This is a genomic window from Pseudomonas sp. F01002, assembly GCF_004402115.1.
Taxonomy (GTDB): Bacteria; Pseudomonadota; Gammaproteobacteria; order Pseudomonadales; family Pseudomonadaceae; genus Aquipseudomonas; species Aquipseudomonas frigoris.
In genome coordinates this window covers 73,396-94,655 of sequence record NZ_SOPU01000037.1, presented here as the reverse complement: position 1 = coordinate 94,655, position 21,260 = coordinate 73,396, and the positions used below count along the sequence as shown (strand labels likewise).

At 58.7% G+C, this 21,260-nt stretch carries 20 protein-coding genes; 8 read left to right on the top strand and 12 right to left on the bottom strand.

Annotated features, from left to right (window positions below):
- Window positions 1-42 precede the first annotated feature (42 nt).
- The gene (locus tag E3W21_RS28355; RefSeq protein WP_134422914.1) at window positions 43-1,533 is read right to left on the bottom strand and encodes an aldehyde dehydrogenase; all 1,491 of its coding nucleotides are present in this window, start codon (window positions 1,531-1,533) and stop codon (window positions 43-45) included.
- A 210-nt stretch (window positions 1,534-1,743) separates the two neighbouring features.
- A complete protein-coding gene (locus E3W21_RS28345) occupies window positions 1,744-3,120 on the bottom strand; it encodes a glutamine synthetase family protein (protein ID WP_056745147.1) in 1,377 nt (458 codons plus the stop codon).
- Between the two features lie 280 nt (window positions 3,121-3,400).
- Between E3W21_RS28345 and E3W21_RS28340 the strand changes: the two genes are divergently transcribed.
- The 5 genes from E3W21_RS28340 (at window position 3,401) to E3W21_RS28315 (ending at window position 8,828) form a co-directional block, all read left to right on the top strand.
- Window positions 3,401-4,162, top strand: a complete 762-nt coding sequence (locus tag E3W21_RS28340; RefSeq protein WP_134422912.1) for a gamma-glutamyl-gamma-aminobutyrate hydrolase family protein — start codon at window positions 3,401-3,403, stop codon at window positions 4,160-4,162.
- A gap of 370 nt (window positions 4,163-4,532) precedes the next feature.
- Window positions 4,533-5,675 carry an ABC transporter ATP-binding protein gene (locus E3W21_RS28330; protein ID WP_056745152.1) on the top strand — a complete coding sequence of 381 codons (1,143 nt, stop codon included), beginning with the start codon at window positions 4,533-4,535 and terminating at the stop codon, window positions 5,673-5,675.
- Window positions 5,676-5,704: 29 nt separating this feature from the next.
- Window positions 5,705-6,586: an ABC transporter permease subunit gene (locus tag E3W21_RS28325; RefSeq protein ID WP_166793878.1), complete on the top strand. Its 882-nt coding sequence runs from the start codon at window positions 5,705-5,707 to the stop codon at window positions 6,584-6,586.
- On the top strand, window positions 6,583-7,467 hold the full coding sequence (locus tag E3W21_RS28320) for an ABC transporter permease subunit (protein WP_134422908.1): 885 nt from the start codon (window positions 6,583-6,585) through the stop codon (window positions 7,465-7,467). The genes E3W21_RS28325 and E3W21_RS28320 overlap by 4 nt, the downstream gene beginning before the upstream one ends.
- A 263-nt stretch (window positions 7,468-7,730) precedes the next feature.
- Window positions 7,731-8,828 (top strand): polyamine ABC transporter substrate-binding protein, encoded by a 1,098-nt coding sequence (locus tag E3W21_RS28315; protein WP_134422906.1) that lies wholly within the window; start codon window positions 7,731-7,733, stop codon window positions 8,826-8,828.
- Window positions 8,829-9,083: 255 nt separating this feature from the next.
- Here E3W21_RS28315 and thpR read toward each other — a convergent pair whose 3' ends face one another.
- Window positions 9,084-9,623, bottom strand: coding sequence for an RNA 2',3'-cyclic phosphodiesterase (gene thpR, locus E3W21_RS28310; protein WP_134422904.1), 540 nt, complete (start codon window positions 9,621-9,623; stop codon window positions 9,084-9,086).
- 60 nt (window positions 9,624-9,683) lie between these two features.
- On the opposite strand from thpR, the gene E3W21_RS28305 reads away from it, so the two are divergent.
- Window positions 9,684-9,878, top strand: coding sequence for a hypothetical protein (locus E3W21_RS28305; RefSeq protein WP_129444967.1), 195 nt, complete (start codon window positions 9,684-9,686; stop codon window positions 9,876-9,878).
- A 14-nt stretch (window positions 9,879-9,892) separates the two neighbouring features.
- Here the strand turns inward: E3W21_RS28305 and E3W21_RS28300 are convergent, their stop codons facing one another.
- Entirely contained in the window at window positions 9,893-10,246 is a 354-nt protein-coding gene (locus E3W21_RS28300; RefSeq protein ID WP_134422902.1) for a DUF1428 domain-containing protein, read from the bottom strand.
- A gap of 16 nt (window positions 10,247-10,262) precedes the next feature.
- Window positions 10,263-11,330, bottom strand: coding sequence for a hypothetical protein (locus E3W21_RS28295; RefSeq protein ID WP_134422900.1), 1,068 nt, complete (start codon window positions 11,328-11,330; stop codon window positions 10,263-10,265).
- A 436-nt stretch (window positions 11,331-11,766) separates the two neighbouring features.
- Here E3W21_RS28295 and E3W21_RS28290 point away from each other — a divergent pair, with 436 nt between their 5' ends.
- Entirely contained in the window at window positions 11,767-12,027 is a 261-nt protein-coding gene (locus E3W21_RS28290; RefSeq protein ID WP_046049286.1) for a hypothetical protein, read from the top strand.
- Here the strand turns inward: E3W21_RS28290 and E3W21_RS28285 are convergent.
- The 6 genes from E3W21_RS28285 to E3W21_RS28260 form a co-directional block, all read right to left on the bottom strand.
- Window positions 11,999-12,946, bottom strand: a complete 948-nt coding sequence (locus E3W21_RS28285; RefSeq protein WP_129444970.1) for an NAD-dependent epimerase/dehydratase family protein — start codon at window positions 12,944-12,946, stop codon at window positions 11,999-12,001. The two genes, E3W21_RS28290 and E3W21_RS28285, sit on opposite strands and share 29 nt — an antisense overlap.
- Window positions 12,947-12,949: 3 nt before the next feature.
- Window positions 12,950-14,065, bottom strand: coding sequence for an HlyD family secretion protein (locus E3W21_RS28280; protein WP_134422898.1), 1,116 nt, complete (start codon window positions 14,063-14,065; stop codon window positions 12,950-12,952).
- Between the two features lie 6 nt (window positions 14,066-14,071).
- Window positions 14,072-14,920 (bottom strand): hypothetical protein, encoded by an 849-nt coding sequence (locus tag E3W21_RS28275; RefSeq protein ID WP_129444972.1) that lies wholly within the window; start codon window positions 14,918-14,920, stop codon window positions 14,072-14,074.
- Between the two features lie 2 nt (window positions 14,921-14,922).
- On the bottom strand, window positions 14,923-16,251 hold the full coding sequence (locus E3W21_RS28270) for a glycosyltransferase (RefSeq protein ID WP_129444973.1): 1,329 nt from the start codon (window positions 16,249-16,251) through the stop codon (window positions 14,923-14,925).
- 5 nt (window positions 16,252-16,256) lie between these two features.
- Window positions 16,257-17,645 carry a diguanylate cyclase domain-containing protein gene (locus E3W21_RS28265; protein ID WP_134422896.1) on the bottom strand — a complete coding sequence of 463 codons (1,389 nt, stop codon included), beginning with the start codon at window positions 17,643-17,645 and terminating at the stop codon, window positions 16,257-16,259.
- A gap of 483 nt (window positions 17,646-18,128) precedes the next feature.
- A complete protein-coding gene (locus E3W21_RS28260) occupies window positions 18,129-19,019 on the bottom strand; it encodes a LysR family transcriptional regulator (RefSeq protein ID WP_134422894.1) in 891 nt (296 codons plus the stop codon).
- A 134-nt stretch (window positions 19,020-19,153) separates the two neighbouring features.
- Between E3W21_RS28260 and E3W21_RS28255 the strand changes: the two genes are divergently transcribed.
- Window positions 19,154-20,581 carry an MFS transporter gene (locus E3W21_RS28255; RefSeq protein ID WP_134422892.1) on the top strand — a complete coding sequence of 476 codons (1,428 nt, stop codon included), beginning with the start codon at window positions 19,154-19,156 and terminating at the stop codon, window positions 20,579-20,581.
- 16 nt (window positions 20,582-20,597) lie between these two features.
- Here the strand turns inward: E3W21_RS28255 and E3W21_RS28250 are convergent, their stop codons facing one another.
- On the bottom strand, window positions 20,598-21,038 hold the full coding sequence (locus E3W21_RS28250; protein ID WP_129444977.1) for a cupin domain-containing protein: 441 nt from the start codon (window positions 21,036-21,038) through the stop codon (window positions 20,598-20,600).
- Between the last annotated feature and the right edge of the window lie 222 nt (window positions 21,039-21,260).

Sequence of the window (21,260 nt, the reverse complement as noted above, 5' to 3'; positions counted from 1 at the left end):
GATGGCCGCTGGCATGTGCCGGCGGCCGCCGTTGTAGAGGTGTTAGAGCTTGATCCAGGTCGCTTTGAGTTCGGTGTATTTGTCGAACGCATGCAGCGATTTGTCCCGACCGTTACCCGACTGCTTGTACCCGCCGAACGGCGCGGTCATGTCGCCGCCGTCGTACTGGTTGACCCAGACGCTGCCGGCGCGCAAGCCACGAGCGAAGGTGTGCGCCTTGCTCAGGTTGCTGGTCCACACGCCTGCCGCCAGGCCGAAGATGCTGTCGTTGGCGATGGCCAGCGCTTCTTCCTCGGTGTCGAAGGTGATCAGCGACAGCACCGGGCCGAAGATTTCTTCGCGGGCGATGGTCATGGCGTTGGTCACGCCGTCGAAGATCGCCGGTTCCACGTACAGGCCACCGGTGGCTTCGAGGGTGCGACTGCCGCCCGCGATCAGTTGCGCGCCCTGGTCTTTACCGACCTGGATGTAGCGCAGCACGTTGTCCAGTTGACGCTGATCGACGACTGCGCCGACGGTGGTTTCTGGATCGAGGGCGTGCCCCGGTTTCCAGGCTTGCAGCGCTTCCACCAGCAGCGGAATGAACTGCTCGCGAATCGAACGCTCCACCAGCAAGCGCGAACCGGCGGTGCAGACTTCGCCCTGGTTGAAGGCAATCGCCCCCGCCGCCGCTTGTGCTGCCGCGCGCAGATCCGGCGCGTCGGCGAACACCACGTTCGGGCTCTTTCCCCCTGCTTCGAGCCAGACGCGTTTCATGTTGCTTTGCCCGGCGTAGATCAGCAGTTGCTTGGCAATCGCGGTCGAGCCGGTGAAGGCCAGCACGTCGACGTCCATGTGCAACGCCAGCGCCTTGCCGACGGTGTGGCCGTAGCCCGGCAGGACGTTAAACACGCCTTTCGGGATGCCCGCTTCCAGCGCCAGTTGGGCGATGCGAATCGCGGTCAGTGGCGACTTTTCCGAAGGCTTGAGGATGAACGAGTTGCCGGCCGCGAGGGCTGGGGCGAACTTCCAGCTGGCCATGATCAACGGGAAGTTCCACGGCACGATGGCGGCGACCACACCGGCAGGTTCGCGGGTGATGAGGCCGAGTTGGTCGTGGGGCGTGGCGGCGACTTCGTCGTAGATCTTGTCGATGGCCTCGGCGCTCCAGCGAATCGCGTTGGCGGTCGCTGGAATGTCGATGTTCATGGAATCGTTGATCGGCTTGCCCATGTCGAGGGTTTCGAGCAGGGCGAGTTCTTCCTGATTGGCCAGGATCAGGTCGGCGAAGCGAATTAAAATGCGCTTGCGTTCTGCGGGTGCCAACCGCGCCCAGATGCCGGACTCGAAGGTGCGGCGTGCAACGGCGACCGCCGCATTGGCGTCGGCTTCGTCGGTGCTGGCGACGTTGGCCAGGAAGCGACCGTCGACCGGGCTCATGCATTCAAAGGTGTCGCCGCTGAGTGCCGGGCAGTATTGGCCGTCGATGAATGCGCGGCCTTCGAGTGTTAAGGACTGGAAGCGTTGCTCCCAGTCGCTGCGAGTGTTTGTCATGGTTGTGACTCGACGCAGAGGAATAAGTGATCGTCAGGCTGATGCCCGTCAGTTGAAACTTGCAATGCAATCCCCTGTGGGAGCGGGCTTGCTCGCGAAGGCGGTGTGTCAGGCGACATCAGTGTTGACTGATCCACCGCTTTCGCGAGCAAGCCCGCTCCTACATTTGATTGTTGGTGTCTGCAGAGAATGCGTACACCACTTGGCTCATCAAACCGTGTGCAAGTACCAGTTGTACTCAAGGTCCGAAATGGAGTTCTCGAACTCAGCCAGCTCGCTTTCCTTGCACGCCACGAACACGTCGATGTACATCGGGTCGATGTAACGGGCCATGACTTCGCTGTCGTCCAGTTCGCGCAGTGCATCGCGCAGGTTGTTCGGCAGGCTCTGCTCGTTCTGCTCGTAGCTGTTGCCTTCAACCGGGGCGCCCGGTTCGATCTCGTTGGTCAGGCCGTGGTGAATACCGGCCAGTACCGACGCCATCAGCAAGTACGGGTTAGCGTCGGCGCCGGCTACACGATGCTCGATGCGCACGGAGTCCGGCGAACCGGTCGGCACACGTACCGCAACGGTACGGTTGTCGATGCCCCAGCTCGGCGAGTTCGGCACGTAGAACTGCGCGCCGAAACGACGGTACGAGTTGACGTTCGGGCAGAGGAACGCCATCTGCGCCGGCAGGGTCTCGAGCACACCGCCGATCGCGTGACGCAGTGCGGCGTTCTGCTCGGGATCCTCGCTGGCAAAGATGTTGTTGCCTTCTTTGTCGAGAATCGAAATGTGCACGTGCAAACCGTTGCCCGCCTGGCCCGGATACGGCTTGGCCATAAACGTGGTGTCCATCTCGTGGTCGTAGGCGATGTTCTTCACCAGACGCTTGAGCAACACCGCGTAGTCGCAGGCCTTGATCGGGTCATTGACGTGATGCAGGTTCACTTCGAACTGCGCCGGGGCGCTTTCCTTGACGATGGCGTCAGCAGGGATGCCCTGCTCTTTCGCGCCTTCGAGGATGTCTTGCAGGCAATCGACGTATTCGTCCAGATCGTCGATCAAATACACCTGAGTCGACATCGGACGTTTGCCCGACACCGGCGAGCGTGGCGATTGCGGACGACCGTTCACGTTGTCCTGGTCGATCAGATAGAACTCGAGTTCGAACGCGGCGCAGATGGTCAGGCCCATTGCATCGAACTTGCTCACGACCTGACGCAGCACTTCGCGAGGGTCAGCGAAGAACGGCTGGCCTTCGAGTTCGTGCATGGTCATTAACAGTTGCGCGGTCGGGCGCTTCTGCCAAGGCTCGATGCTGAGCGTATCCGGGATGGGGAAGCAGATTCGGTCTGAGTCACCGATGTCCAGACCCAGGCCGGTGCTTTCCACCGTAGAACCGTTGATGTCCAGGGCAAACAGCGACGCCGGGAGGTTAATGCCTTTTTCGTAAACCTTATGAAGACTGGTGCGTTCGATGCGCTTGCCGCGCACCACACCGTTCATATCCGCAATCAGAAGGTCGACGTACAAAACCTCAGGATATTTCTTAAGGAATGCGTTTGCTTCGTTGAGTTGAACGGTACGCAGAGGGACCGACATGATGCACCTATTAGCTGTTAATTATTATGTTCACTACCTTGTTGCGAGCCCAGTCAACCCGAACGGCAAAGTGAAGTCAATAGCGAACACCTGGCCTCTCAGCCTTTATTTTTGGGCCTTTCTTGGGCACGAGAGTGCCAGATCAGTCCTGCGCACCGTGTAAATCCTGAAGATCGGACGTGCGGCGTTTAGAATTTTTTACATGAGAGTTGTTAATTAAAATCAACAAGGCTAAGCTCCGGAAAAGCTCGTTCAAGTGTGAAACTTCGAGGTGATAAAAATGGCATTCAAGCCATTGATCGGCGTTACAGCGTGCGTCAAACAGATTGGCCTGCACCCCTACCATGTCAGCGGCGACAAGTACTTGCGTGCTGTCAGCGTCGCGGCTTCGGGGCTGCCGGTCGTCATTCCTTCCTTAGGCGATCTGACCGAAATCGATGCCCTGCTCGCGCAGCTCGACGGTCTGCTGCTGACCGGCTCACCCTCGAATGTGGAACCTTTCCACTATCAAGGCCCCGACAGCGCCCCCGGCACGGATCACGATCCGCAACGGGACGCCACCACCCTCCCCTTATTGCGTGCGGCCATTGCGGCGGGCGTTCCGGTGCTCGGCATCTGCCGGGGCTTTCAGGAAATGAACGTGGCGTTCGGTGGCAGCCTGCATCAGAAGGTCCACGAACTCCCCGGCATGCTGGATCACCGGGAAGCGAATCATCCGGACCTGGCGGTGCAATACGCACCGGCGCATGCGGTCAACGTGCAACCGGGCGGTGTGTTCGAGGCGCTGGATTTGCCGCAAGTGTTCCAGGTCAATTCGATTCACAGTCAGGGCATCGACCGACTGGCTCCCGGACTGCGCGCCGAAGCAATTGCGCCGGACGACTTGATCGAGGCGATTTCGGTTGAACACAGCCCGACCTTCGCCGTCGGTGTGCAGTGGCACCCGGAATGGCAGGTTCTGTCGAACCCTCCTTATTTGAGTATTTTCCAGGCGTTTGGCGACGCGTGCCGGCGACGGGCGGTGTTACGTAACAAGCGCTGACTTAACACTCGATTAATCAATTTACTGCCCCCGTGAGGCTGGCGGGTGTGCCTTTGCGCATCCGTGACTCGCGAAAACAACACACTGCAATAACAACAAGTACTACCAGGCAGCCAGGACGGCGGCGCCGAATAAGCCCAGGCCGGGCGATGCCAGTGAGCCAAACGCAATTCCAGGGTGGGAGCGGGCTTGCTCGCGAAGAGGGAGTGTCAGTCGACATTGATGCTGCCTGATACACCGCTTTCGCGAGCAAGCCCGCTCCCACAGGGGATCACCGTTGAATTGACTGGCGTCGTACAGTTCGGGCTTGTAATCAACTATTAAGTCAGGCCGCGTTGGCCCGACGACTGAAACCTGTTGGGAGTTTCACATGGCAAACGCCTCCAGCATCTACAGGAAGGCTCTTGAAGGTCACCAGTCACCGAAAAAGGTGCTGGTGAAAATCGACCGCGTCACCAAGAAATTCGACGAAACCACCGCGGTGGACGATGTCTCGCTTGAGATCCATCAAGGGGAAATCTTCGCCCTGCTCGGCGGTTCCGGCTCCGGAAAATCGACCCTGCTGCGCATGCTCGCAGGCTTCGAGCGCCCGACCGAAGGACGGATTTTGCTCGACGGTGTCGACATCACCGACATGCCGCCGTACGAACGGCCGATCAATATGATGTTCCAGTCCTACGCGCTGTTCCCGCACATGACGGTGGCGCAGAACATCGCCTTCGGCTTGAAGCAGGATCGTCTGTCCGCCAGCGAAATCGACGCCCGCGTCGAAGAGATGCTGCGCCTGGTGCACATGACCCAGTACGCCAAACGCAAACCCCATCAGTTGTCTGGTGGTCAGCGTCAGCGTGTGGCGCTCGCTCGCTCCCTGGCAAAACGTCCGAAGCTGTTGCTGCTCGACGAACCGATGGGCGCGCTGGATAAAAAGCTGCGTTCGCAGATGCAACTGGAGTTGGTGGAGATCATCGAGCGGGTCGGCGTGACCTGCGTGATGGTGACCCACGACCAGGAAGAGGCCATGACCATGGCCCAGCGCATCGCGATCATGCACCTCGGCTGGATCGCGCAGATCGGTAGCCCGGTGGACATTTATGAGGCGCCGGTCAGCCGCATGGTCTGCGAGTTCATCGGCAACGTGAACGCCTTCGACGGCACGGTTGTGGAAGACCTTGAAGGTCACGCGATCATTCACAGCCCGGACCTGGAGCAGAAGATTTACGTCGGTCACGGCGTCAGTACCTCGGTGCAGGACAAGTCGATCACCTATGCCATCCGCCCGGAAAAACTGCTGGTCAGCACCACCAAACCCGATACCCGTTACAACTGGTCCAGCGGCAAGGTGCATGACATCGCCTACCTCGGCGGCCACTCGGTGTTTTACGTGGAGCTGCCTGGCGGCAAGGTTGTGCAGTCGTTCATGGCCAACGCCGAACGCCGTGGTTCACGTCCGACCTGGGACGATAAAGTCTACGTGTGGTGGGAAGACGACAGCGGCGTGGTACTGCGCTCATGAAAACACTCAATCAGCAGTTTATGTGGCTGATGCCGAGTGGTCGAAAGCTCGTCATCGGGATTCCGTTCCTGTGGCTGTTCCTGTTCTTCATGCTGCCGTTCTTCCTGGTGATGAAGATCAGCTTCTCGGAAGCGGCCCTGGCCATTCCTCCTTACTCAGAAATCTACACCTTCGCCGAGCAGAAATTTCAGCTGCTGCTGAACATCGGCAACTACTCGCTGCTGACCGAAGATGAGTTGTACATCTCGGCCTACTTCGGCTCGTTGAAGGTCGCGTTTTTAAGCACGCTGATGTGCCTGGTGATCGGTTTCCCGATGGCCTACGCGATCACCAAAGCGAGCAAGGAAACGCAAAACGTTCTGCTGCTGTTGATCATGATGCCGACCTGGACCGCGATCCTGATCCGCGTTTATGCGTGGATGGGCATCCTCAGCAACAATGGTTTGCTCAACGCGTTCCTGATGTGGACCGGGCTGACCGACCACCCGATCGAGATCCTCAACACCAACACGGCCGTGTATATCGGCGTGGTTTACGCCTACTTGCCGTTCATGGTGTTGCCGCTGTACGCCAACCTGGTCAAGCACGATCAAAGCCTGCTGGAAGCCGCTTCGGACCTGGGTTCGAGCAACTTCAACAACTTCTGGAAAATCACCGTGCCGCTGGCCAAGAACGGCATCATTGCCGGTTGCATGCTGGTGTTCATTCCGGTGGTCGGTGAGTTCGTGATTCCGGAGCTGTTGGGTGGCCCGGAGACCCTGATGATCGGTCGCGTGCTGTGGCAAGAGTTCTTCAATAACCGCGACTGGCCGGTGGCGTCTGCTCTGGCAGTGGTGATGCTGTTGATCCTGATTGTGCCGATTCTGCTGTTCAACCGCAGCCAGGCCAAAGAGATGGAGGCACGGGGATGAAACGCTTCGGATTTGCAAAGTTCATGCTGATTTTCGGCCTGTCGTTTATCTACCTGCCGATGTTGATTCTGGTGATCTACTCGTTCAACGCCTCGAAACTGGTAACCGTATGGGGCGGCTGGTCGTTCAAGTGGTACGCGGGCCTGCTCGATAACTCGCAACTGATGGGCTCGGTGGTGCGCTCGTTGGAAATCGCCTGCTACACCGCGATTGCTGCGGTGGCGCTGGGGACGTTGGCGGCGTTTGTGCTGACTCGCGTCACTCGCTTCAAAGGCCGCACGCTGTTCGGTGGTTTGGTGACGGCGCCGTTGGTGATGCCGGAAGTGATCACCGGTCTGTCGCTGTTGCTGCTGTTCGTGGCCATGGCACAACTGATTGGCTGGCCGCAGGAACGTGGCATCGTCACCATCTGGATCGCGCACACCACGTTCTGTGCGGCGTATGTGGCGGTGGTGGTCTCGGCGCGTTTGCGTGAGCTGGACCTGTCCATCGAAGAAGCGGCCATGGACCTCGGGGCGAAGCCGTTCAAGGTGTTTTTCCTGATCACCATTCCGATGATCGCGCCGTCACTGGCGGCCGGCGGCATGATGTCATTTGCCCTGTCGCTGGATGACCTGGTACTGGCGAGCTTCGTGTCCGGCCCGGGTTCCACCACCCTGCCGATGGAAGTGTTCTCGGCGGTGCGTCTGGGCGTGAAGCCTGAGATCAACGCCGTGGCCAGCTTGATTCTGTTGGCCGTATCGATCGTGACCTTCATGGTCTGGTTCTTCAGCCGCCGCGCCGAAGCGACCCGTAAACGTGCGATCCAGGAAGCCATGGACCAGACCGCCAGCGAGTCCTGGCAGCAACCTAAAAAGCAAATGGTAGAAGCGACGGCCTAGGCTGTTGAGTTAACTGTGGCGAGGGAGATTCTGTGGCGAGGGGATTTATCGAAACGTCGCACCGCCCCGTTGGGTCGCGAAGCGACCCCAAAACCTGCAACCAAGGTGTATCAGGCACACCGCGTGTGATGGTTTTACGACTGCTTCGCAGCCGAACGGGGATAAATCCCCTCACTACAGGTAAATCCCCTTACTACAGGGTTGTGTGTTCACTGCATTTTTGCTGTGTGATTTTGAATAAAAAGAGAAATGGAGTTGTACCGATGAAAATGTTTGGCAGGACTCTGCTGACACTGTCCTTATTGGGCGCAATGGCCACCGGCGCCCAGGCCAATGACAAGGTACTGCGCGTCTACAACTGGTCGGATTACATCGCCCCGGATACCGTCAAGAAGTTCGAAGACGAGACCGGCATCCGCGTGACCTACGATGTGTTCGACAGCAATGAAACCCTTGAGGCACGGCTGCTCGCCGGTAAATCCGGCTACGACATCGTCGTGCCGTCCAACAGTTTCCTGGCCAAGCAGATCAAGGCTGGCGTCTATCAGGAACTGGATAAGTCGAAGCTGCCGAACTGGAAAAACCTCAACCCGGTCCTGCTGAAAAATGCTTCCGCCAGCGACCCGGATAACGGCCACGCCTTCCCGTACATGTGGGGCTCCATCGGCATCGGCTTCAACCCGGACAAGGTCAAGGAAGTGCTCGGCAGCAACGCGCCGACCAACTCCTGGAACTTGCTGTTCAAACCGGAAAACGCCGCCAAGCTGAAAGCCTGCGGCATCAGTTTCCTTGATTCGCCGACCGAGATGCTCCCGGCCGCCCTGCACTATCTGGGTTACCCGGTGAACTCGCAGAACAAGGAGCAGATTGCCGAAGCTGAAGCGCTGTTCATGAAGATTCGTCCTTCGGTGGCGTACTTCCATTCCTCGAAATACATCTCGGACCTGGCCAACGGCAACATCTGCGTGGCGGTCGGTTACTCCGGTGATGTACTGCAAGCCAAGGCGCGCGCCCAAGAAGCTGGCGATAAGGTGAAGGTCGATTACAGCATTCCCAAGGAAGGCGCGGGCAGTTTCTACGACATGGTCGCTATCCCCCGGGACGCGACAAACGTGGAAAACGCCTACCTGTTCATGAATTTCCTGATGCGCCCGGACATCATCGCCGAGATCACCAACAACATCGGCTACAGCAACGCCAACGCGGCGGCCACGCCTTTGGTGGATGAAGCGATTCGGGATGATCCGGGGTCGTATCCGTCGCAGGCTGTGATGGCGACGCTGTATGCCATTCCGGATATGCCGATTGGCGTTCAGCGGGTGATGACCCGCGGCTGGACGCGGGTGAAGCTCGGTAAATAACCACGAAAATCCGCTTCTGTAGGAGCTGTCGAGTGCAACGAGGCTGCGATCTTTTGATCTTGTTTTTTCCGGATCAAGATCCAAAGATCGCAGCCTCGTTGCACTCGACAGCTCCTACAGGGGGTTGTGGACACCCTGAATTCTGTTTTCCGTTCACGCAGCGCCTTACCACCGCTGCACTCCTATCTGTAGAACGGCCTCACCTGGCTTCCTCGGTTAAGGTGAATTTGGGCGCCCTGCTCGGGCGCCTTTTTTTTATGATGGAACGAGCGGCCATTCGGCCAGCGCTCGGTAGCGGCCCTTATGGGATTCGAACAAGTTGAAGTGATCGGCCCGCAGATAGAACTCGGGCGGCGTTGCGGACTCAGGCACCGGCACTCGGTAATCACGCATCAGCGTCAGATGCGGCCGAAACTCCTTCGGCGAATCCTCAAACCCCAACGGCAGCATTGCCTGCTCAAGCGCATACACCAGCCGCAGCAACTCCGGTGATGCCTGCTCCGGAGCGAGCACCAACACCCCTGCCCTGCGCCAGACATCCAGCCGATCAAGCGCAACCCTCAAAGGCACACCCGGCGTTCGAATATTGGCAGCGGCTGTGCAGATATCGGCGATTTTCGCCACCTCGACAGCGCCCAAAAACATCAACGTCAGATGAAAGTTTTCCACCGGCACCGGGCGTCCGCTCCTGAGCTCAAGTGCGCTGCGCCATTGGGCAATGGCCCGACGTTGCTCGGGTGTGCAGTTCAGGGCAAAAAACAGTCGTTTTAACGGTTCATGGGATTCGTCGCTCATATCTGGCACCTCCTGACATCCAAGTTATAGTTCATGCAAACGATTCAACTGGAGGGGGCCATGCGCGAGATCATCAGCAAGGAACCATGGTGGGCCGTGCCACCGAAACCTGGTCAGGATGAGTCCGAGCTGGAATGGGGCTGGCTGGTTCATTACAACGAAGGTGAGCCGCGCTTCGAGTTCGTCAAAGAGCGGCCGACGGACAGCGAGATTCGTAATCGCAAGAGTTGCAGGATCACCCCGACACCGGAGTGATCCTGTCGTTGGTTTCAGGCTTTTACGATCATTTCGAACCCGCCAAAGATCAGCCTCTGACCATCGAACGGCATCGGGTTGACGTCCTGCTGCATGCGCTGATCGGTCATGAGTTTTTCCATGCCTGCATCGCGGGTGACCTTGTCTGGCCAGATGATCCAGGAAAACACCACGGTTTCGTCTTCCTTGAGTTTTACTGCCATGGGAAACGAGGTCACTTTGCCGTCAGGGACATCGTCACCCCAGCATTCGGCGACGCTGAGGGCGCCGCTTTCCTTGAAAATGACAGCGGCGGTTTCGGCGTGTTTCTTGAATTTTTCGCGGTTGGCGGTGGGTACGGCTGCAATGAAGCCATCAACGTAAGACATGGTCGTTCTCCTTGGGTTATGGGGCGATCTGCTGGTTAGTCGATTCCGCCGGCCCCCAATCGACAGATCCGCTGCCCGAACTGACCGACGGTACTTCGGCGTTCCCCGCCAGATTGCCCTCGATCTGCGCCGCCATGTACAACGTACCGGCCATCACGCCGGTGGTCGGGTTTTGCACCAGTTTCAGCCAGGCCTTGTCGAACGTGTTACCCAGACTGCTGCGAATCAGTGCCTCGCTGTCAGGCCGATCATTGGCCTGGATAATCGCGCGGATCCCCGCCACACCCACAGAAATCAAGCCCCCGGCCAATTTGCCCGCTGCAGCGGCCACAGCACTGACCGCACCTCGCGGGACCATTTCGGCTTCCATCCGTTTACTGGCGCGCTTGGCCACCGGCGCCATGGCGGTGTCTGTCGAAGCCACCCCCTTGTCACCGCCCGCCTTGTGGATCTTCTCGATCAGCGCCGCGTAGGCCGGCAAGGTATTCAGCGGCTGGGTATGCACCACTTGATACAGCGAAGCATCCCGGGCCGGCGGCGGCCCGAGAGCGATCGCCGGGATTTTCTGGATTCGGCCATTGAGCTGGGCCATCGGCACGCCGTGACGCTGGGAGATTTTCTGCAGTTCTTCCTGAAGAATGTCCACGTAGAACGCCGTTGCCAGGCCAAGAATGGCATCGGGATCGATCTCCACTGCGACCGGCGCCAGCACACGCTCTTGGTATTGCTCCAGCAGATAGGCCGCCAGGCGCTTGGCCGAGGCATCCTGCTCGCCCTTGGCGCTGAGGGTGTACCAGCTGACTTTCATCGACAGCCATTCCTGGGTCCAGTAACTGCTGAACCAGGGAATGAAGTTCTCTTCGGTCAGTTGATAGACCCGCGTTCGCCAGTAATCCATGGCACCGCGCGCGTAGATTCTGGTCTGCTCGGTGGCCGATTGCGACGCCGAAACAATCTCCTGGTCCACCATCTGCCAGGTGCTTTGGGAAATGATCACCGGCACCACTTCCACCGGGGCACGCTCAGTCGTGACGCATCCCGCCAACACCACCAACACGGCGACGATCAGCGAACGCAGGTTCAAGATCGCGGTTCCTACAGACTTGCCCGAACGGGATGTCCGGTGTTCAAAGGTCTATTAATTTGAGTATAGGTGTCGGTGTTTGTTCGCTTGGGGTTGAGGGTGTTCTTAAGGGCCTCTTCGCGAGCAAGCCCGCTCCCACATTTGATCTTCAGTGGACACAGTATTTGTGAGCGCCGCGGGCCAAATGTGGGAGCGGGCTTGCTCGCGAAGGGGCCGGATCAGACGGCGAAGATCTCACCATCACTTATGTCGATATTCACCATCGCCACGAATGCCTTCCGCGTAAAAACCGTCAGCGTAGGATCAGCCTTAACCCAACGCAAAACCCCGCATCGGAGGGGCGAATCATGATTATCCATCTCCTGACCTGCCTGGCCCTGATGGCCGTCACACTGAGCGTTTTTTCCTGGTACGTCCTGTCCGAGGAGCACACGTCATGATTCACTCCGTGACCCTGGCGGTAAGCTTTGCGGTGTTCGGCAATAACTACTATTCCCAGTCCTTCGTTTCGCGCAAAACGTTCGAACTGGTGTTCGACAAAAACTTCGAGGCGTTGCTGATGCCGTCCGCCGCCAATCACTTCAACAATGAAGTGATTGGGCTAAATGATCAGTTCCGATTCTTGAGCGATGTGCTGGAGGAGCACCTGCTTGCGACTGAGCTCGCCGCTACCGCCCCCCGGAATCAATACTTCTGAGCAGCTGCCCTAGGCCCTCGGCAAAACAGGTCGGTGATTTCAAGGAAAAACGCTCAAGCAGGCGACTGTTGTCCGCTCGCGAATGTTTGATATCCCCGGAACGTGGCGCGTCGTAATTCAATGTCAGGGACCGTCCCAAAAGCTCGCTTAACGTCGCCGCCAATTCGTTAACGCTAGTGGATCGGTTAAACCCGACATTGACCGGTTCGATAATCGGCTCTGACTCACCGACCGCCTGTACCAGGACCTTTACGAGGTCATCGACGTATACAAAATCCCTTGTTTGCTCCCCATCACCGTAAACCGTGATGGGGAGTTTTTTTTGCGCCCTCTCGCTGAAAATGCTGATGACACCGGAATAAGGCGATGAAGGGTCCTGACGGGGTCCGTAAATATTGAAAAACCGCAGAATGACCGGTTCGAGACCGTGTTGGCGTCGGTAGAAATCGAGGAAATGTTCGCTGGCCAGCTTGTCGGCGGCATACGGGGTCAGCGGATTCTTGGGCGTGTCCTCGGTAATTGCCATGCCCTCGCCATTGTTGCCATAGATCGCCGCACTGGACGCGTAAACCACCCGTCTAACGCCAGCCTCGCGCATGGCTTCGCAGATATTCAGCGTACCGATGAAGTTGCTTTGGTGAGTCGCGATCGGGTCATCGACCGACGCCTGCACCGAGGCCACCGCCGCCAGATGCACCACCGCGCTGCAGTCTTTCATCGCCCGCTCCACCGTCGGCGCGTCGGCGACATCCCCCACCACCAGGGTCAAATGGCAGCGATCAATCGGCAGGTTCGACAGTTTCCCACTGGAAAGATCGTCCAGAACCCGAACGCTATAACCGCTTTCAAGCAGTGCTTCGACCAGGTGCGAACCGATAAAACCGGCACCGCCCGTCACAAGAATTCGATCAGCAGTCATGATTTATTTACTCCCCGGCGCAGTGGTGGGTGTTCGATCCATTGCAATGAAGTCGCCTAATTGCTCGATGAATTCACGGCTGTTACTGAGCATTTGTTGCCAGTCGGTCGGAAAACGAACATTCAACGGCAGTTGATCGATTCTCCAGCGCGGCGACAGGGGGCGATCAAACCGGGCGGCGACCTGCAAACCCATTTCGCTGGCAGCGAACGGCCCACGCAACACCGTCGGCGTGCGACCGGCGCTGTCGACGGCCTGAACAACATGGGCCGCCAACCACTCGCCATCGGGCATGCGCACGCGCAGCGGCTGGCCAATCGCGGCGTAGCTGATGTTCAGCGGTTCCAGATAAATCCACAGCAGGGGCTCTTCCAGCCGCTCAAGGCGCATCAACAACGTTCCGGCGCCGACGTTTTCGCCGGGCGTGACCAACACCTCCGCAATTCGACCGCTCTGGGTAGCCTTGACCGACAACGCGGCGAGTCGCGTTTTCAACCACTGTTGCTCGGCGGTCTGTTGAATAATTTCGCGCTCAACGCTCAGCGGCGACTGACGAGCCAGTTGTTCGCGGCGCTCGAACGCCAACAGGTCGGCTTTAAAAGCGTCGAGTTCGGACTGGGCGGCCAGCACTTCTCCACGAGAGACTGCGCCTGATACAACGAGGTCCTCAAGCACCTGCACGCGCTCCTCCGTCCTGCTCACTCGGGTTCTGAGCAACTGACGCTCCCTGGTGTCCAGTTTGGTGTTGTTGGTGGGCACCGTTTTGGTCGGCATCGCGGCGAGCTGCAATAGCCGCGCACGCCATTCGGGATTGTCGAGACTGACCAACGGCTGATCGATCTGGACCTGCTCCCCGGCCATGACGAACAGCTGATCGACCCGACCGGCATCCCGTGCGCGTACCTCAAGAATCGGCAGGCGCAATTGCGCCGGCGCGTCGATCATCACCAGGCCGTAAGTCAGCCGCGCTCCCAGCCAGATCAAGGGACTCGCGACCAGGAACAGGATCAAATACCAACGCACGCGAAACGCCATGCGTTTGCCCGGTGCGTACAGCACCGTCAAACCCTGTTCCTGGGTGGGGTTCAGTTCTTTGCGACTGTCGAATCGAATCTTCATGACGGCTCACCGTTTTGGAAAGTCTCGCCAGGCTTGCCAGTCAATGCCGGCAATTCCCCGTGGTTGCAGCTGTTCGCGCCAGACATTGGTCTGGTGCTGCAACTGCTCAGTCGACGCGCCGGCCCAGGATTCTGTGGAATCCAGTTGCGGCTCCGTGCTTTGCGCCAGGCGAAACTGCAGATCAGGCCAACGTTGGGCGATCTGCTCTGCCATTCGTGCGCTGTTTTTCGGGTTGCGGGTATAGATCATCAGGCTGACCTGACGCACGCCCGCCTCGGGAAGCGCGCACGGCAGACAGGTTTTTCCGGGTTTTGCCTCTGCAAACCAACGATGATGGCTGGAGATTTCTACCGGCCATGGGCTGGCTGCGGAGGCTGCGCGCAAGGTATCGAGCAAGTCCTTCAAGCGCTGATCCGGGACCGGCACGCCCAGTTGTTCGAGTTCCAGGTCCAGGTGCAGGCTGGTGAATGAAAGCCCCTTCAGCTTCGCCAGTAAATCGGTGAGCTGATGGCGTTCCTGCGGCTCGATCCAGGCCGGATCGCCGAGCAACAGACTGACTTGCACCCCCTTGCCGGCCGCGTCCTGCAGCAATTGTTCCAACCGTTGGCGCGTCTTGGCAAAGTCTTTCAACTGGGCGGACTTGAGGCCAAGGTAGATCTTGTCCATCCCGGCTTTACGCAGTTGCTCGAGCTCCGCCTTGCGCTGATCGGGATCGAGCAACGCTTCGCTGTCCCAGACATAACTGGCCTGGGACCATTGGCTCGACGGCGCCACCGCCGCCTGAGCCGGCAGAGTTTGTGCGGCCAGTATCATCGGCGGCAACGACAACGTCAGAAGCAGAAGTATCGATCGCATAATCAAAACCTCGTGGCTCGTTTAAGCACCCACCACGGCGCCATCGAGCTTTCTTCGTGGCCCCGGCGAAAGATCTCGTTGAGCATGGCCACTGCGCTCCAGCACCGCAGGAGTAGCATGAACAGCGGGAAGAAAGGCACCAACAACCCCAGGACCATGTCCTTTGCAGGTCGGTCGGACACCATCAACAACATGGCGGCGAATAACATCGCGGTGATCGTCAGGTACAGCGCATAGATCAGTACAAACAGAAACAACAGCGTCTTGCCCGGCAGAACAAACAGCGCCAGCAACGTGTAGCTGAAGATGAGAAACGGCAGCACCAGCTGAAAAAAGAAGCCGCTGAGCAGGATCATCAGAAAGGTCGGCCAGCCCAACAAGCTGGGGTTGATGTTGTGGTTGTGTTTTCTGATGTACAGAAAAAACAGGTCGCCATCCCAGCGCAAGCGCTGCATCAGAAACTGACTGAGCGTCGACGGTGCATCGGTGTGTCCAATCGCTTCCGGCTCAAAGGGAATCCTCAAGTCGTGTCGCTTGAAGTAACTTTTGATGCGCAACGTCAGGTCCAGATCCTCCGCGGTGTGCGTGTTCCAGCCTCCGATTTTCACCAGAAAGCTGCGGCGGAATGCCCCGAAGGCCCCCGAAACGTTATTGACCAGGTTCCATTCGGCCAGACCGATTTTCGACATGTGGATGGATAACAGGTATTCCAGCGCCTGCATCGCGGTCACCCACGAAGCCCACACATTGCGCACTCGCAGGCTACCCGCGACCGCTGGCACCGACGGGTCCTCGAAATGGCGCACGATGGAGCTGACCATGTTGTTGTCGAAGGACGTGTCACCATCGAGCGCCATCACGATTTCACCGCTGGCAAGCGACAGGCCGGCGTTCAATGACGACACCCGCCCGCCCCTCTGCCATTTGGCGATCGGGCGCAAATGGCGTCTGGGGTACAACTGCGGATCCACGTTGAAACTGCGCACGGCGCTGAGCGTCGGCTGGTTCATCGTGGCCCCGTCCACCACCGGAATCATCTCGATGTGGCCGGGGTACGTCTGCTCGCACAGGCTTAACAGCGTGGTCTGAACGTCCATCCCTTCGCTGTAGCAGGTAATGATGCAAGAGACCTTGGGCCGATAGACACTGATCTTCGGTACACGGGTACGCCGACGTGCGAACCAGCGCAATACCCCCAGCATCACCATGATCATCAGGGGCAACTCAAAGATCAGAAACAAAGGGAAAAGCATGAAAAACACCCGGCTCAAACCATCCGGCCCCATGAGCCCGCCGAGTGCGCTGAGGAGTTGCTCCAGGAAAGGACTCATGGCGGTCACGCCAACTCACTGGCCAGACGGGCCAGTAGTAGTTCGCCATCTTCCTGTTCGAGCAGATCCTGGGGCGCCGTGATGCTGACGACACGCAAGGAAATGTCGCTGACCTCCGGTGCTGAAAACAACTCGGCGACCCGGCTCAAGCGTTGTTTGACGGTTTCCAGGCCCTTGTCATCGGTATGCGGAAGCATGATCCAGAAGTACTCTTCGGTACTTCGAGAGCAGCGGTCCGTGTCCCTGACGGTTTCTTTCAAACGCTCGGCCACGCTATCGATGAAGGCATGACCGTGATGTTCACCCAGGCGAGTCAACGTACCGGCCAGGTTGACGAAGCGCAGACCGAGCAGTGAGAAGGCAGGCGTCTGGTAGCGGCGTACGACCTGCATCTGCCAGGTCAGCAGGTCATAGAAATCCTTGCCGCCTAACAGATTGAGTCGACCGAAGTGATGGACCGTTTGATCGCTGAACTCCTGGCGGCAGCGGAAACGGCCGGCCTCGGCCAGGCGAAAATCCCTGACCTCGCGTACTCGCAACTTGTCAGGCGTGTGTGACAGGCCGCAGTCCAGGCAGCGCGCCTGCACGTCGGCATCGACAAAAAACGCCTGACATGAGCGACAACGATAGTTTTCCATAGGACGGTCGTAATCACTGCCGATATGGCGCAACCGGTTCAAGCAGTTGGGGCACAACAACACCCCGTCTTTGAGAAAGTTTTCCTGTGGCCCCACATGCCCACAGGTAAAGCAGTGCAATGAAGGCTGCCGTGAAATGTCCAGGGCCTGGCATTCGGCACACACATCAATGTAATTGAGCCGGCCCGAGCCACACTCCGAACACAGGCGAACGCGATCGACCAGGACCCCCTCTTGCAGCCAGTCCTGCTGCACCATCAAGCTGAGCCAGACAAACGAGTTGACCTGCTCGTTATCAGCCAGGGCGTCCAGCAGTGGGTAGCGATAATGCTGAGGCACCTCTGGGTCTCGCAGGGCATAAATGTGCGCGTTGTCGCGCAACCACAACCACGAAAGCACCCGACTTTCGAAACGCTCAGGGGCAGAACCCTGATTGAACAACCTGTAGCGTTCTTGCCACACGCCCCAGAGGGTTCTTATTTCGCTGGAATCGACAGGGCACGCACCATCACCCAAGGCTTCACACCAGCCGTTCTGATCACGGCAACAGTAAATGAGGCTGTAGCGATAAGGGGGAATCGAGCGCAACTTTCGAAGCACCCGCCCTGCGTAAGCGGCTGGCAGGTCCAGCAGCACGACATCGAAGGCGGGGGCAGCCAACAAGCTGGCTATATCGGCAAAGTGTTCAAGCTCTGGACTATTCAAGCTTGGAGCTCTAATACCCAGTATTGCAATTCGTGGAGTTGGAGTCGGCATGACGCACGGCCTCTGCAGACAGACAAGTACGATGAAGACGAGTTAGAAACACTAGCACCGCAACAGAAAAACGTCAGTATTATTATGAAGTTATTTTTTGATATATAGACCGTCAATATTTCGCCATCATCCTTAATTGGATCCCGCCTTGCTCACCGCGTTTCAGCGCAATAAAGCGCCTGATCATCGTAAAAAATAATTACTTATATTTCATCATGTTATACGCACTAAGTAACTCAAGAGTTACAACCACACTCACTACTAGTTAATGGCCACCATTGATAGCGTCGCGCCATTTAATGGCATCAGCAGTTAATTCCCATTTGCGACAAAGGCTTTCAGCTACCGCCTATATATTAATAAGTTCAAAGTATTTTTATACCAAAATTACTCACTTATAGAACCAGAATAGTCATGCAATAGTTACACGAGTGAAACACCCCCTGTTTCAATAATTAACATTAGATCAAATCTGACAATTTTTTACTCAAAACAAACCTCTCGAAGGCAACCCCGCAACCAGCGATGCACAGGGTCGGCATCCAGCCGCGGATGCCAGAGCATGGCGACGGTGAACGCCGGAAGAGACAACGGCAGTGCAAAGCTGTGCATGTCGGCGCGCAGGCTAGCGGTGTGGCGTTCGGGAACGCTGGCGATCAGGTCAGTGGCTCGGGCGAGCGCCAGCGCAGTGGAGAAGCCTGCAACGATTGTTGCTATGTGCCGCTCCAGTTCCAGGAGCTCAAGGGCTTCATCAATGGGTCCCTTGTCGAGCCCCCGCCGAGAGACGCTGATGTGGTTGCCTGCCGCATAACGCGCGGGGGTTATCTCGCCTTCGCTCAGCGGATGCCCCATTCGCACGACGCCAATAAAACGATCCCGAAACAAGCCCTGGGTACGCAACTCCGGGCCAGCGGCTGTCCCCACCACACCCGTTTCCAGATCGACCGTGCCGTCGCGCAGTGACGCGCTGTCTTTGTCGGGTTTGTGCATGAAGCGCAGCCGCACGCCAGGGGCTTGCTCGGCGACGCGGGCAATCAGGTCCGCGCCGAAATTCTCGACAAAACCTTCACTGGTGCGCAGCGTGAACGTGCGGCTCAGCAGTTTGAGGTCGGGTTGCTCGGCAGGCCGAAGGACCGCTTCGGCGTCCTGCACCAGCTGACTGACCCGCTCGCGAAGTTCGAGCGCTCGCGGGGTGGGCACCAGTCCCCGCCCGGCCCTTACCAACAGCGGATCGCCGGTGGTTTCACGCAATCGAGCCAGTGCCCGGCTCATCGCCGACGGGCTCAGTCGCAAGCGTTTGGCGGCGCGCACCACGCTGCCTTCGGCGAGCAACACATCAAGGGTGATCAGCAAGTTGAAATCAGGAGTGGACATGCGGTGCCCCGTGGCAGAGTGATATGGCGTTAAACGCACGTATCAAGTGCAAACGGTGCGCCTTCCGCCATGTTAGGCCGGGGCGTAGATTTCTGATAGCTCCGCTTCGGGAGTGGCCAGAGAAGAGGAACAGCATGAAATCACTCAGTGCAATCGCAGAGCGTGCGCAACAGACACCGTCGGTTCGGTGGGCGCTGGCCAGTCTTTCGTTGTCGATGCTGCTGTCCTCGCTCGGCACCAGCATCGCCAATGTGGGTTTGCCGACCTTGGCCCAGGTGTTCAACGCCTCCTTCCAGCACGTGCAGTGGATCGTCCTCGCCTACCTTCTGGCCGTTACCACCCTTATTGTCAGTGTCGGTCGGCTCGGTGACATCACTGGCCGTCGGCGGCTGCTCTTGGCCGGTATCGGTTTGTTCACCCTGGCGTCGGCCCTGTGCGGCTTTGCGCCCACGCTCTGGCTGCTGATTGGCGCCCGGGCGCTGCAGGGCATCGGTGCGGCAATCATGATGGCGCTGACCATGGCCTTTGTCGGCGAGACGGTGACGAAGGCAAAAACCGGCAGCGCCATGGGCTTGCTCGGGACGATGTCGGCGATTGGCACCGCGATGGGGCCGTCGCTCGGCGGCCTGCTGATTGGCGGGTTTGGCTGGCAGGCGATCTTCCTCATCACCGTACCGCTGGGCTTACTAACGCTGGTGCTCGCGCATCGCTACTTGCCTGCCGATCGCCAGAAGCTCAAGACCGATCGCGCCGGCTTCGACCCGCTGGGCACACTGCTGCTGGCGTTGACGCTCGCCGCTTATGCGCTGGCCATGACCCTTGGGCGAGGCAGTTTCGGTCCGTTCAACATCGCCTTGCTGTTGGCGGCGGGTGTCGGCGTTGGCCTCTTCGTGTTCGCCGAAGCTCGAGTCACCTCACCGTTGATTCGATTGGCGATGTTCCGCGATCCCGTGCTCAGTGGCAGCCTCGCCATGAGCCTGCTGGTCGCGACAGTGATGATGGCGACGCTCGTGGTCGGGCCCTTCTATCTCGCGCATGGGCTGGGGCTCGATGCGGTTCTGGTTGGACTGGTTTTGTCAGTCGGGCCGTTTGTCGCGGCACTGACGGGTGTGCCCGCCGGCCGTATTGCCGACCGCTTTGGCGCCCAACGCATGACCCTCGTCGGCCTCGCGGCAATGGCGACTGGATGCCTCACGCTGTCGGTATTGCCGGAGACGTTCGGCATCGGCGGCTACCTCTTGCCGATGGTCGTGATAACCCTCGGCTATGCCCTGTTCCAGACAGCCAACAACACGGCGGTCATGGCAGATGTTCAGCCGGACCAGCGAGGCGTCATCTCCGGCATGCTCAACCTGTCACGCAATCTGGGGCTCATCACGGGGGCGTCCGCCTTGGGCGCGGTGTTCGCGCTCGCATCGGCCTCGGTCGACATTGCAACGGCGCGACCCGAAGCGGTTGCCAGCGGTATGCGGATCACCTTCGCCGTGGCGCTGGTGCTGATCGCTGTCGCACTGGCCATCGCGCTGGGAAGCCGCGCGTTGGCAGTGCGTCGTGACCGCTGATAACCCGATACCTCGTTTACTTTTCCAGCACGACCAGTGGCGTGTCTTTCTTCACAATGTACGTCGCCAGCTCAGACGCCTTGCTCGCGCCGACGTTCTTCGCGACGTGCGCAGTGCCTGCAGGGATGTACAAGGAATCGCCAGCCTTGAGCGTTACAGGGGGCTGACCTTCGAGTTGATATTCAAACGTGCCCTCAATCACGTGGGCCACTTCCACCCCGGGATGCGAATGTTTGGGGGACACCACACCCGGCTCGAAATCAACGCGGACCTGAATCACCTCACGCCCGGCGACGTCGAGGTCCTGGCGCAGCAGATCGGTGCGGTGAAGGCCCGCCTGCCAGCTTTTTACTGGCGGCGCCTCTTGTGCTTGAGAGAGGCCCGCGAAGGCAGTGAGTGCCGCAGCAACGGCGACGCCGAGCATGCCAGCAAAAATACGGTGGTTGAAACGGGACATGGCATTTCTCCAATCTGTGCGCGGGAATGCGCGCGGAGCTTGCCGCGGATGCGGTGGCTCTATTTGGAGGCCGCCGTGTATCGCGCAAGTGTCGCCAAGGCCCTGGTTTTGTATGCGAAGGTAGCTGCAGGTGCGCGGGATACGTTCCGATACAAACGAATCCCGCGGACACGAAAAAGCCCGCACAAGGCGGACTTTGTAAATCGAGTAGGTGGCCGGCGC